Source organism: uncultured Pontibacter sp., assembly GCF_947502515.1.
Taxonomy (GTDB): domain Bacteria; phylum Bacteroidota; class Bacteroidia; order Cytophagales; family Hymenobacteraceae; genus Pontibacter.
On the sequence record NZ_CANNAI010000012.1, the window covers coordinates 61,145 to 73,715 of the forward strand.

Sequence of the window (12,571 nt, forward strand, 5' to 3'; positions counted from 1 at the left end):
CACCTGCTGCTCATTCAATCAGAAACCGATCTATACCTTGTATCCATACCTGAACAAGTTTTTAGCAATATGCCTCTTGATCTTTTGCTGGGCTTGCAACCCCGGAAAAGAGGAGCAGGCAGGGGAGGAACTGGTACTGCAGGACGACCTTAAGCGTGAGATAAAGCTGAAGCGACAGCCAGAACGCGTGATGGCTTTTGCTTCCTCCATGACCGAGATGCTCTTTGCTATTTGCGATACGGCCTCTATTGTCGGAAGAACTCCCCAGTGCGACTACCCGGTTGAAGTATACAGCAAGCCAGTTGTGAATAATTATCCGGTCGACTTAGAGCAGGTGCTGGCTCTGAAGCCTGACCTGATCTTTACAGTGGAAGGTATAACCCCGCTGGATATGGCAGCCCGATTGGAAGAACTAGGTATACCGGTGTACTACCAGAAATACCGCAGCGTGGAGGACATTCTGAAAGGTATAGAGGATATCGGTCGCATCATGGACCGTGAGCAACGGGCAAACCACCTGGCCGACTCATTGCGCCAGCAAGTGCAGGAGATAGAGCGCAGGTATAGCGGACAGCCACAGCAGCAGCGGGTGCTGACCATTACCTGGAGTGACCCGATCTATGTATACGGCCAGAACACGATTCTGACAGACCAGCTGCGCATACTCGGCGCCCAGAATGCCGTGCAGGAAGTATTTGACCAGCCATACCCAGCACTCACACGCGAGTATGTCCTCAAGCTAAATCCTGATGTTTTATTGGGAGGTAGTATCGAGCGGCTAGAGCGAGAGTTTTTCAGTCTATACCCGGAGTTGCGCAAAATTGCCGCTTACCAAAACAAGCGTATCTATGCGCCTACCGGCAACCTGATCGAGCGGCCGAGCCCACGGGTAGTCGAGTCGATCCGTGAACTTGAAAGCTTCTTGTACCCATGAGCAATTCCTTATACTTTGCGGGGGCAATTCTGCTGATTCTGGTGACGCTGGTGTTTGGGCTTCAGGTGGGTACTTTTGAGGTGGACCTGGCTACTATTTGGCAGGCCGTTTTCCACTACGATCCCGATAATACGACCCATTTCGCCATTACGCATCTTAGGCTGCCCAGGCTCTTGCTGGCACTGGTGGTAGGGGCTTCGCTGGCTTTTTGCGGTTACCTCATGCAAGCCATGGTCAACAATGGGCTGGCCGACCCATACCTGCTGGGTACTGCTTCAGGGGCCTCTTTGGGAGCTGTGATCGTGTTTTTCGGTTTTATTGAAGTGTCGATCGGAGGTTTTTACATGCCGCCGGTATTCGCACTAATAGGCGCTTTTGTGGTGACACTGGTCGTAGTGGTGCTCGGTTACCGAAAGCGCCAGCTTATACCTGCGCAACTGCTATTGGCAGGTATAGCCATTAGTTCGCTGGTAACGGCTATGGTGGGGCTGCTCACTTTTCTGTCTGATTCAGAAGGAAAGCTCAAGTCTGTTATATTCTGGTCAATGGGTAGTTTTGAAAGAGCCAGCTGGACGCTGCTGCCATACCCAGCTACGGCACTGCTAGTGGCACTTTTGCTCTTTGCTTTCCTACAGAAGCAGCTTAACATTTTATTGCTCGGAGCCGACCGGGCACAGGCTCTGGGAGTGAACGTGGCGCAAACCCGTTGGGCCATTTTGGGTACTGTTTCTATCGTAACAGGCTTTGCAGTGGCTACCTCCGGACCTATTGGTTTCGTGGGCCTCATCATTCCGCACGTTACCCGGGGGCTTATGGGAGCGACTGGTAGAAGCAACCTGCTTTTCTGTGCTTTTGTGGGTGGTTTGTTCATGCTGCTCTGCGATCTTCTGTCCCGTATTTTATATCCGCCGGCCGGCCTGCCAATTGGAATCATTACATCGTTCTTTGGTGTTCCTTTCTTCGTATATTTGCTGTCCCAAAAGAATTATAAGTTTAGCAGTTAAATGATTTACGTAAGCAGATTAGAGCATTTCAATGCAGCCCACAAGCTGCACAACCCGAACTGGTCGTTGGCAAAGAATAAGGAGGTTTTCGGGCCATGTGCGAATACCAACTGGCATGGGCACAATTATGAGCTGATCGTGACCGTAAAAGGAAAGCCGGATCCTGACACCGGCTTTGTGATTGACCTCAAAAAGCTGAGCACGCTCATCCGTAAGCACATCATCGAGAAGGTAGACCATAAAAACCTCAACCTTGATGTGGCTTTCATGGAAGACAAGCTGGCCAGCACAGAGAACCTGGTGGTAGAGTTCTGGAAGATTCTGGAGCCCAAAATCGCCGAAATTTCCCAAGCCAAGTTACATAGCCTCAAATTATATGAAACCCCGCGTAACTACGTGGAGTATTTTGGCGAATAAGCAATCATAGCCTTTTGGCTATACCTGTTCCGTTGCTTTCTTCGTTTCTGCCTTGTCAGGCAGCCCCAAACGCATACACATTAGATGAAATATTACATTATAGCCGGCGAACGCTCAGGCGATCTGCACGCTTCTAACCTTATTAAGCAGCTACGGAAGCAAGACCCGGAGGCTGACATAAGAGGGTGGGGAGGCGATATGATGCAGGAAGCCGGCATGCACCTGGTGAAGCATTACCAGGAAATGGCCTTTATGGGCTTTGCGGAGGCTGCCGCCAATTTTTTTAAAATACTGGGCTTCCTGCGTGAGTGCAAAGAGGATATCACAGCCTTCAAACCAGATGTGATCATCCTGGTTGATTATGCCGGCTTCAATATGCGCATTGCTAAGTTTGCGAAAGAGCACGGCCTCAAAGTTTTCTATTACATCTCTCCCAAAATCTGGGCCTGGAACCAGGGCCGGGTGCACAAGATCAAGCGTCTCGTAGACCGTATGTTCGTGATCATGCCCTTTGAGGAGGAATTCTACGGTCGCTTTGATTACAAAGTAGACTACATTGGCAACCCGGTTGCAGACTCAGTGAACGATCACGTGGTGGCGCCTGATTTCAGAGTGCGAAACCATATCCAAAACAACAAGCCTATCATTGCATTGCTTCCGGGCTCTCGCAAACAGGAAATTGAAAACATGCTGGAGGTGATGCTGAGCGTGCTGCCTTCATTCCGCGACTACCAATTTATCGTAGCTGGTGTTTCCAACTTCTCAAAGGAGTATTACGAGCAGTACAACAAAGACCCGAATATCAAGATCGTATACGACCAGACCTATGACCTGCTAGCGCATGCTAAAGCTGCCCTGGTAACCTCGGGCACAGCCACGCTCGAAACGGCTTTGTTCGACGTGCCGCAGGTCGTGTGCTACAAAACCAGCGCCATCTCTTATGCCATTGGCAAACGTGTCATCAAGGTTCCTTACATTTCGCTCGTTAACCTGATTGCCGATAAGCCAATTGTAACGGAGCTGATTCAGGAAGACTTTACGGCCAAGAAGATCGTGGCCGAGCTCAAGAGTATACTGTTTGATAAGTATGCCATGCAGAAACAGAAAGACGGGTATGCACTTGTAAAGCAGAAGATAGGGGAGTACCGTACAGCTGAGCGTGCCGCAGAGCTGATGGTAGGCTACCTGAAGGGGAAAGTATAAACTACAATTGCACACAGAGTTGTGCTATACCTAAAAAGAGAAGGCCTCAGCTGTATGCAGCTGAGGCCTTCTCTTTTTAGGTATACCTTAGGCAACACGTAGCTGCTTCAGGGGTGATTTATCAAACTTGTCGCGGGCATATTCGCCGGTGATCACCAGTTCTTTGGCACCTTCTTCAGACGGCAGCTCAAACATGGCATCTGTCATAATACCTTCGCAAATAGAACGCAAGCCTCGAGCACCAAGCTTATACTCGGCAGCTTTCTCTACAATGTAATCCAATGCATCGTCATCAAAGCTGAGGCTGATGTTTTCCATCTCAAACAGACGCTTGTACTGCTTCACGATAGAGTTCTTTGGCTCTAGCAAGATCAGGCGAAGCGTATCCTTATCAAGTGGGTTCAAATGGGTCAATACTGGGAGACGACCGATCAGCTCAGGTATAAGTCCGAAGTTTTTCAAATCCTGGGCCGTCAGGTAACGCAGGAAGTTCTCCTTCTCTTCTGATTCGTCCTGCTTTGACTTAGAGAAGCCAATCGGACGGGTGTTCAGACGGTTCTTGATCAGGCGGTCTATACCTACAAAAGCACCACCGCAAATGAAAAGAATATTCTCGGTGTTCACGGTGATCATTTTCTGCTCCGGGTGCTTACGACCTCCTTGCGGCGGTACGTTTACTACAGTACCCTCGAGTAGTTTCAGCAATGCCTGCTGCACGCCCTCGCCACTCACATCGCGGGTAATGGATGGGTTATCGCTCTTACGAGCAATCTTGTCAATCTCGTCAATGTATACGATACCACGTTCAGCTGCTTCTACATTATAGTCGGCAGCCTGCAGCAGGCGCGTCAGGATACTCTCTACGTCTTCGCCTACATAGCCAGCCTCTGTTAGTACAGTTGCATCAGCTATACAGAAAGGTACCTGCAGAATACCAGCCATCATGCGGGCCAGGTATGTTTTACCTGTACCGGTTTCACCTACCATGATGATGTTTGATTTCTCAATCACGACATCATCGTCGTTGGTACGTTGCATCAAACGCTTATAATGGTTGTATACCGCTACTGACATTACCTTCTTCGCCTCATCCTGGCCAACTACAAACTGATCAAGGTACTCCTTCATCTGTTTCGGCTTCATCAGGTTGAACTTCGGCGTGCGGCTGTTGGCGCGTATCTTATTCTCCTCGTTCAGGATTTGCTGTGCCTGCCCGATACAACGGTCGCAAATGTGCGCGTTGATACCGGATATCATCACAGATACGTCTTTTTTGTTCTTGCCACAAAATGAGCAGGTAATTTCAGCCATAAAAAAGTTTGTTCAGAAGATTTTTTGGCCCTCGCGGGTGTAATTCAAAAGCAAAGGTACAAAATTGAAACCTTACTAAGGTAGTATTTTAATCTCTAAAATGTTGATATGGTTATAAAAAGTAACCATAAATTAAAAAATTGCTATTACTGTATCTTGGGGTAAAGTGTTGTTATACAGTGTTTTAAAGCCTTAAGCTGTCCACATAACCATGTTGATAAATTTTTGAGCAGAGCTTAACCTGCAGGAACATGTATTATTACGGTACAATTCTTTCTTGCTAAATAAAACAGCAAAGCCCATGCCTGAGTACAGGATGGGCTTTGCTGTCAAATGTTGTTCTGAGGATACTTACTCTTTCTTACGGTGTAATACCTCGTCAATCAGACCGTATTCTTTCGCTTCTTCTGCTTTCATCCAGTAATCACGATCAGAGTTGTCGTATACCTCCTGGTATGACTTGCCGGAGTGCTCGGCTAGAATTTCGTACAGCTCCTTTTTCAGCTTCAGGATTTCACGCGCTGTGATCTCGATATCTGAAGCCTGTCCCTGCGCACCCCCCATTGGCTGGTGAATCATAATGCGGGAGTGTGGTAGGGCAGAGCGCTTGTTCTTGGCTCCACCTGCCAGCAATACAGCACCCATCGAGGCAGCCAGACCTGTACAGATCGTCGCCACGTCAGGGTTTACATACTGCATGGTGTCATAGATGCCAAGGCCGGCATATACCGAGCCACCCGGGCTGTTGATATAAAGCAGGATATCCTTCTTCGCATCAGCCGACTCGAGGAACAGCAACTGGGCTGTAATGATGTTGGCAATGAAGTCATCCACCTGTGTGCCTAGGAAAATGATACGGTCCATGATCAGGCGCGAGAACACGTCGATCTCACGGAAGTTCGTGGGACGTTCCTCAATTACAGAACGGGTCATGCTCTCAATGGTATGCATGGCTCTGCCTTCTACATGGCTAATATATTGATCTACGCCCAGGCCACTCATGCCCTGGCCCTTTACGGCAAATTTCCGGAACTCGTCTTTGTTAAACATCATCTTGTTTAGATTTACGGTTTGGTCAAAAATAAAAAAGTCCTTTAAATAATAAAGGACTTTTTAGGTTAAATATTATAAATCGTTCTTATTACGACAGGTTCTTGAAGTCCTCTGTAGAGATTGTCTTCTCTACAACAGTCATCGTCTCTTTTAGTTTAGCGAGCACCTTCTCGGCCAGCAGTTGCTCGTACTCATTAATGTAGTTACGGCCATTGTCCTGCTGCAGATACTGGTTAGCATAGTTATTCATGCTTTCTACCAGTTCCTCAGGAACTTCTGGCATGTTGAACTGGGCCAACATCTTCTCTTTCGTGCTGTTTACCACTTCTTCGTTGGTTACTTTCAGCTCGTTTTCCTCCACCACTTTGTTTTTGATCATCGACCACTTCAGCTCCTTCAGGTACTTATCGAAGTTCTCCTCGATTTGCTCTGCAGTCAAACGACCTTCATTAGTCACTTGCAACCAACGCTTGAAGAACTCATTAGGAAGTTCTACTTCTACGTTGTCTACCAATGTATCGATGATGTTGCGGTACAGTAGGTTGTCAGCTTCACGGTCGTAGTTCTCCTTGATCGTCTCACGGATCTTCGCGTCAAACTCTTCTTCCGTCTTCACTTCGTCCTTACCAAAAAGCTTGTCAAATAGCTCTTGGTTCAGTTCAGCAGCCTCAGTGCGGTTGATTTTCTCTACAGTGAATTCGAAATCACCGTTCAGGTCAGCTACTACGTCTTTGCTCAGGCCAGTTACGTGAGCCAGTGCGCTGTTGTCATCACCAAATGCCTTGCGGATATCGAAACGGATCGTGTCACCGGCTTTAACGCCCATAAACTGATCTTTGCCTTCTACTACACGGCTTGTAGGGATAAGCGTCTTAGACTCGAACTCTCCATCTACTTGCTTCAGGTCACCGTAGATAAAGTCACCTTCTTCAGAAGTTTCTGGATTTGTTGTGTTACCAAACTGGCGCTTCAGGTTTTCGTAAGCCTCGTCTACAGTTGTCTGGTCCAGCTCTACGGTGTAACCCTCTACGCTTTTATCCAGCGGAAGGTTAAAGTCAGGCAGCAAGCCAACAGCGTACGTGAATTCAAACTCTTTCTGGTTGTCCCAGTCAATGTTGTCCTGGCTTGGCTCCGGAAGCGGCTCGCCCAGCAGTTTTACATCGTTATCCTTGATATACTTCGTGATCTCCTCCTGAAGAAGTTTGTTGATAGACTCAACCAGTATGCTCTTGCCATACATCTTCTTGATAAGGCCGGCAGGCACTTTACCAGGTCTGAAGCCTTTGATCTGGGCTTTCTTGCTGAATTCTTTTACTTGCTGATCAACCTGTGGAGCATAGTCTGACTCTGCCAGAACTACCTTGAGTTGCGCGTTAGTGCCGTCGGTTTGATTTAATGTAATATTCAAGGCTTACAAAAATTTTATTGATGATACATCTAGTAAAAACAAACCCCCAACATGGGCTGTTGAGGGTTTCGTTTGTGTGCGGATGGAGGGACTCGAACCCCCATGCCTCGCAGCGCTAGATCCTAAGTCTAGTGCGTCTACCAATTTCGCCACATCCGCATGTGTGCTTGTTTGTAATGATGGTGCAAATTTACGAACGCTAATTTTAAATGCAAGCCCTGCACCTAAAAAAAGCGAATATTTTTTCTGTTTTTTACTTGAGTAATCTGCCACTCAGAGCTTAATGGTTCAGCATCAACAAATTGCACGATTCACTTCGCATTGTGTGTATGAAAGCGGATATTCGTGTATATTTGAAACTTAAAACGCCACTGCCTCACTTATACTTATAGATAGTAGCATAAGTATGGCTGCAGGCCCGCCCGGCCTGAGCACCCTATACTTTCTAGCTTTAGCATGAACATGATCGATCCAGAAGCAGAACGCAAAGAGATCCTTAGACACTACCGCAGATTACTTCGGCACGCCAAGCCTTTCCTGAAGGACAACGATGCTAAGATTATCAAGAAGGCATTCAATACTTCTGTTGAAGCGCACAAAGACATGCGCCGTAAATCCGGTGAACCTTATATCCTGCACCCACTGGCAGTGGCACAGATTGCTGTAGAGGAGATCGGACTCGGGACTACTTCTATTGTGGCAGCCTTACTACACGATGTGGTAGAGGATACGGCCATGGAAGTAGAGGAGATCGAGCGTGAGTTTGGCTCTAGTGTAGCCCGTATCATCGAGGGACTGACCAAGATATCCGGTGTGTTCGATTATGGTACCTCACAGCAGGCTGAGAACTTCCGGAAGATGCTGCTGACGCTGTCTGATGACGTTCGGGTGATCCTGATCAAGCTGGCCGACCGTCTACACAACATGCGTACGCTCGACAGTATGCCGCGTCACAAGCAGCTCAAGATCGCTTCGGAAACGATGTACCTGTATGCGCCCCTCGCACACCGCCTGGGACTTTATGCCATCAAGTCTGAACTGGAAGACCTATACCTGAAGTATACCGATACCGAAACCTATAAAGACATTTCAACCAAGATACGACAGACCCGCAGTGCCCGGGGTAAGTTTATCAAGGATTTCATTGCGCCTATAGAAGAAGAGTTGCGCCGCCATGGGTTTAAATTTAATATCAAGGGAAGGCCAAAGTCGATCTACTCTATATTAAAGAAGATCAAAAAGCAGAACATCACCTTTGAGGAGATTTACGACCTGTTTGCCATCCGCATTACGTTGGATGTACCGCTGGAACATGAGAAGGCAGCCTGTTGGCAGGTATACTCTATTATAACAGACTTCTATCAGCCTAACCCCGATCGCCTGCGTGACTGGGTGAACACCCCAAAGGCCAACGGCTACGAGTCACTGCACACTACTGTCATGAGTAAGTCCGGGCAGTGGGTGGAGGTACAGATACGTACCAAGCGTATGGATGAGATTGCCGAGCGTGGTTATGCGGCACACTGGAAATATAAGAGCGATGGCAGCGGGGGCGAATCAGGCCTGGAACTGTGGATAAACAAAGTGCGGGACATGTTGGAAAACAACACGGCCAACGCACTGGAGTTTATGGACGAGTTCCGCAAAAACCTTTTCGTGGAGGAGGTATTTGTGTTTACTCCAAAAGGTGAATTGCTTATACTGCCTGACCGGGCTACCGCACTCGACTTCGCATTCGAAATACATTCACAGATCGGATTGCACTGCCTTGGTGCGAAAGTAAACCAGAAACTGGTACCGCTCAGCTTCAGGCTGCGCAACGGTGACCAGGTCGAGATCCTGACCTCACAGAAGCAAAAGCCGAACGAAGAGTGGCTGGACTATGTGGTAACGTCCAAAGCCCGATCACGCATCAAGGAATACCTGCGTGAAGAGCGTAAAAACAAGTCAGAGCAGGGCAAGATGATGCTGGAGCGTCGTCTGGCCTACCTGAAGGTGCCCGAAACGCAAGGTAATCTGAACAAGTTGCTGGCTTTCTTCAATATACCATCTGTACAGGATCTGCATTACCGCATCGCGACAGGGCATATAGATATCAAGAATATCAAAGAGGTTATCTTTTCAGCACAGGCAGAACGGGGCGCCTCCATGCTCGAACCCAAGTCTTTTGACCGGGAGGTGCAGAAGATACGCGGCGTTACATCGGATATGCTTGTGATAGGGGAGAACACCTCGAACATGAATTATAAGGTGGCAGCTTGCTGCAACCCTATACCTGGAGACGAGGTGTTTGGCTTTGAGTCAGAGGAAGACGGCATTGAAATCCACCGCACTAACTGCAAGAAAGGCATCGAGCTGATGTCCAACTATGGCAATCGTATCATTAAAGCCAAATGGACCGATCAGAAAGAACTGGCTTTCCTGGCAGGTATACGAATCAAGGGTACAGACCGTGTAGGCTTAGTCAATGACCTGACCCGTATTATCTCAAACAGCCTTCGGGTAAATATGCGCTCGATCACAATCGATTCGCATGATGGAATCTTTGAGGGGAATATTATGGTTTTTGTAAATGACACCGGCCACCTGGACAAACTGATTCAGCGCATGGGGAAGGTAACAGGCGTGTTAACGGTCGAGCGATTCGACTAAGCCACTACACCTATTATATATAAGAGAGAAAAATCATGGCAGTAGACCAGCAGAATAGAATAGAAGAAGTAAAGAAAATTTTCACGGCATACCTGGAGAGCAAGGGGCTTCGCAAAACACCGGAGCGCTACGCCATCCTGGAAGAGATTTACTCCCGTTCAGGGCACTTTGATGTGGAGTCACTCTACATCAGCATGAAAAATAAGAACTACCGCGTAAGCCGGGCCACCGTGTATAACACCCTCGACTTATTAGTAGAGAATGACCTGGTAAGCAAGCACCAGTTCGGGCGCAACCTGGCGCAGTACGAAAAATCGTACGGCTACCGACAGCACGACCACGTGATATGCACCGAGTGTCATAAAGTGGTGGAGTTTTGCGATCCTCGTATCCATAATATACAGACCATGGTGGGGGACCTTCTAAATTTTCATATCTTGCACCATTCCCTTAATCTTTATGGGGTATGCGGCGATTGCCGCGCCAAAAAAGCAACTGAACAACAGCATGAAGTATCAGACAGAACTAAAGGATGATGTCCTGTTCATCAGACTGGAAGGCGACCTCGTGGCAGGGCCTGACACCCAGAGACTGATGGCCGTTGCTGAGGAGCAAGTGGAAAATAAAGTATTGTTGTGCGCTGTGGACCTTTCCAATGTTCGTTTCATGGACAGTAGCGGGATGGGGGTGCTGGTTTCACTTCTTACAAAGTTTCGCAATAGAGGGGGAGAGCTTGTTTTGATCAAGCCGTCTGACCACATTCGCAAACTTTTGATCGTTACGAAGCTCAATGCCATTTTTACCATCGCAGAAAATGATAACTTCGCAGCGCAATTCTTAAAGGAATCAATTTACTAACTCATAAATGGCAGTTGACATACTTATAGGTCTGCAGTGGGGCGACGAAGGCAAAGGCAAAATCGTCGACGTACTGGCTCCTACCTATGACATTGTGGCCCGTTTCCAGGGAGGCCCTAATGCTGGACACACACTCGAATTCGAAGGCACTAAGCACGTGCTTCACCAGATCCCTTCTGGAATTTTTCACTCGCATATTCAGAATATCATTGGCAATGGTGTTGTGCTCGATCCGATCGTATTTCGCACAGAGATGCAGAAATTGCAAGATAGAGGCGTAGATGCAAGCCAGAATCTATTCATTTCAAAAAAAGCCTCGCTCATCCTGCCATCACATAAAGTGCTTGACAGAGTTTCGGAAGAAGCACTTGGTTCAGGTAAGATCGGTTCTACACTAAAAGGTATAGGACCTACTTACCAGGATAAGATTGGCAGAGTAGGTTTACGCATAGGCGATATACTGGCTGAGGATTTTCAGGATCGCTATAACAAGCTGGTGGAACGTCACCGTAAGACAGTTGAGTTCTATGGACAGACCTTAGAACTTGGAGAGCAGGAGCAGGCATTCTTTGATGCAGTTGACTATCTCCGTACACTTAAGCTGGTTGATAGTGAGTACATGATCAACGATGCTTTGAAAAACGGCAAGCGTGTACTGGCAGAAGGAGCTCAGGGTTCATTGCTGGATGTTGACTTTGGCACATATCCATTTGTTACATCATCTACTACCTTGGTGGCTGGTGCCTGTACAGGACTGGGTGTAGCCCCACGATATATAGGAGAGGTATACGGCATCTTTAAAGCATACTGCACCCGGGTAGGCAGCGGGCCTTTCCCTACAGAGTTGCTGGATGAGGTGGGTGACCAAATCAGAAAAGCAGGGAATGAATTTGGTTCTACAACCGGACGTCCGCGTCGCTGCGGTTGGGTAGATCTGCCAAGTTTGAAATATTCAATCATGTTGAATGGGGTTACTCAACTGAACATGATGAAAGCTGATGTGCTGACAGAGTTCGATACCATAAAAGTGTGTACGCATTATAAATTGGCATCGGGAGAAATAACCGACCAATTACCACACTCTCTGGATACCGAGAGTATCGAACCGATCTATGAAGAACTACCAGGCTGGAAAGTAGACCTGAATCAAATTGATACAGTGGAAGCACTTCCAGAAGCATTTAACAATTATATGACTTTCCTGGAGCAGCATTTGGAAGTACCTATTACAATCGCATCAGTGGGGCCAGATAGAAAGAGCACTCTGAGAAGAGAAAAGACCAGCGTATAATATAGCAGGCAACTATAAATAAGAAGGCTTCATTCTACTTTGAATGAAGCCTTCTTTCGTTTTATGGAAATAGATAAACTTAGAGCTACAAGAAGCTGCCAATGTATAAAACCAAAATAACTGTTAAAGAAAGCCGCAAAAGACAGATTAATAAAAAATGAGTAGCCAAGGAACTTCAGGAACCTTAAAAGATGTTAATCGAAAGCCGCTGGTTGAAAAGCCAGGAAAAAGTGGGGGATACCAAGGGCAAATGCACATGCAGCCCCTTGACTTGATAGGTACAAAAGAGCATTCACGAGTTGAGTGCAAAAACCCGGAAGAAAGTTTGAAACTATTCTCTGTGCGGATCAGGCACTTAAGGGGAACCGCCCGGGGAGAGGGGGCAAAGACGGGGGCGGGCCCTTGCATGTACGGGATTTTTTCTGACCTTTGCACTCCCC

Annotated in this window: 11 protein-coding genes and 1 tRNA gene; 8 read left to right on the top strand and 4 right to left on the bottom strand. The window is 47.5% G+C overall.

The features are described from left to right. Positions 1–76: 76 nt before the first annotated feature. The 4 genes from Q1A54_RS20115 (at position 77) to lpxB (ending at position 3,558) form a co-directional block, all read left to right on the top strand. Positions 77–934, top strand: a complete 858-nt coding sequence (locus tag Q1A54_RS20115) for an ABC transporter substrate-binding protein (protein ID WP_299991797.1) — start codon at positions 77–79, stop codon at positions 932–934. Then, positions 931–1,938: an iron ABC transporter permease gene (locus Q1A54_RS20120; protein ID WP_299991799.1), complete on the top strand. Its 1,008-nt coding sequence runs from the start codon at positions 931–933 to the stop codon at positions 1,936–1,938. Before Q1A54_RS20115 ends, Q1A54_RS20120 begins: the two co-directional genes overlap by 4 nt. Then, positions 1,939–2,355, top strand: a complete 417-nt coding sequence (locus tag Q1A54_RS20125; protein WP_196114592.1) for a 6-carboxytetrahydropterin synthase — start codon at positions 1,939–1,941, stop codon at positions 2,353–2,355. A gap of 84 nt (positions 2,356–2,439) precedes the next feature. Continuing rightward, the gene (lpxB, locus tag Q1A54_RS20130) at positions 2,440–3,558 is read left to right on the top strand and encodes a lipid-A-disaccharide synthase (protein ID WP_299991805.1); all 1,119 of its coding nucleotides are present in this window, start codon (positions 2,440–2,442) and stop codon (positions 3,556–3,558) included. Between the two features lie 87 nt (positions 3,559–3,645). Here lpxB and clpX read toward each other — a convergent pair whose 3' ends face one another. The 4 genes from clpX to Q1A54_RS20150 all read right to left on the bottom strand — a co-directional run bounded on the left by clpX (position 3,646) and on the right by Q1A54_RS20150 (position 7,489). Then, positions 3,646–4,869, bottom strand: a complete 1,224-nt coding sequence (gene clpX, locus Q1A54_RS20135; protein WP_007659408.1) for an ATP-dependent Clp protease ATP-binding subunit ClpX — start codon at positions 4,867–4,869, stop codon at positions 3,646–3,648. Between the two features lie 351 nt (positions 4,870–5,220). Next, on the bottom strand, positions 5,221–5,919 hold the full coding sequence (locus Q1A54_RS20140; RefSeq protein WP_299991818.1) for an ATP-dependent Clp protease proteolytic subunit: 699 nt from the start codon (positions 5,917–5,919) through the stop codon (positions 5,221–5,223). 91 nt (positions 5,920–6,010) lie between these two features. Further along, the gene (gene tig / locus Q1A54_RS20145) at positions 6,011–7,330 is read right to left on the bottom strand and encodes a trigger factor (protein ID WP_299991810.1); all 1,320 of its coding nucleotides are present in this window, start codon (positions 7,328–7,330) and stop codon (positions 6,011–6,013) included. 77 nt (positions 7,331–7,407) lie between these two features. Next, positions 7,408–7,489 (bottom strand) — tRNA-Leu (locus Q1A54_RS20150). A 297-nt stretch (positions 7,490–7,786) separates the two neighbouring features. On the opposite strand from Q1A54_RS20150, the gene Q1A54_RS20155 reads away from it, so the two are divergent. From Q1A54_RS20155 to Q1A54_RS20170, 4 genes are read left to right on the top strand one after another with little or no spacing between them, the layout of a single operon-like run. Next, positions 7,787–9,982, top strand: coding sequence for a bifunctional (p)ppGpp synthetase/guanosine-3',5'-bis(diphosphate) 3'-pyrophosphohydrolase (locus tag Q1A54_RS20155; RefSeq protein ID WP_299991813.1), 2,196 nt, complete (start codon positions 7,787–7,789; stop codon positions 9,980–9,982). A gap of 35 nt (positions 9,983–10,017) precedes the next feature. After that, complete coding sequence (locus tag Q1A54_RS20160) at positions 10,018–10,518, top strand: transcriptional repressor (RefSeq protein WP_007659421.1); 501 nt, start codon at positions 10,018–10,020, stop codon at positions 10,516–10,518. Beyond that, positions 10,490–10,840, top strand: a complete 351-nt coding sequence (locus tag Q1A54_RS20165; protein WP_007659423.1) for an STAS domain-containing protein — start codon at positions 10,490–10,492, stop codon at positions 10,838–10,840. Before Q1A54_RS20160 ends, Q1A54_RS20165 begins: the two co-directional genes overlap by 29 nt. A 7-nt stretch (positions 10,841–10,847) precedes the next feature. Then, positions 10,848–12,131, top strand: coding sequence for an adenylosuccinate synthase (locus Q1A54_RS20170; protein WP_196114596.1), 1,284 nt, complete (start codon positions 10,848–10,850; stop codon positions 12,129–12,131). The last annotated feature ends 440 nt before the right edge of the window (positions 12,132–12,571 follow it).

Excerpts from the sequence above, each read along its gene's own strand:
- Q1A54_RS20120 (WP_299991799.1), top strand. The coding sequence starts at position 931 with ATGAGCAATTCCTTATACTTTGCGGGGGCAATTCTGCTGATTCTGGTG.
- Q1A54_RS20125 (WP_196114592.1), top strand. The coding sequence starts at position 1,939 with ATGATTTACGTAAGCAGATTAGAGCATTTCAATGCAGCCCACAAGCTG.
- lpxB (WP_299991805.1), top strand. The coding sequence starts at position 2,440 with ATGAAATATTACATTATAGCCGGCGAACGCTCAGGCGATCTGCACGCT.
- clpX (WP_007659408.1), bottom strand. The coding sequence starts at position 4,869 with ATGGCTGAAATTACCTGCTCATTTTGTGGCAAGAACAAAAAAGACGTA.
- Q1A54_RS20140 (WP_299991818.1), bottom strand. The coding sequence starts at position 5,919 with ATGTTTAACAAAGACGAGTTCCGGAAATTTGCCGTAAAGGGCCAGGGC.
- Q1A54_RS20155 (WP_299991813.1), top strand. The coding sequence starts at position 7,787 with ATGAACATGATCGATCCAGAAGCAGAACGCAAAGAGATCCTTAGACAC.
- Q1A54_RS20160 (WP_007659421.1), top strand. The coding sequence starts at position 10,018 with ATGGCAGTAGACCAGCAGAATAGAATAGAAGAAGTAAAGAAAATTTTC.
- Q1A54_RS20165 (WP_007659423.1), top strand. The coding sequence starts at position 10,490 with ATGAAGTATCAGACAGAACTAAAGGATGATGTCCTGTTCATCAGACTG.
- Q1A54_RS20170 (WP_196114596.1), top strand. The coding sequence starts at position 10,848 with ATGGCAGTTGACATACTTATAGGTCTGCAGTGGGGCGACGAAGGCAAA.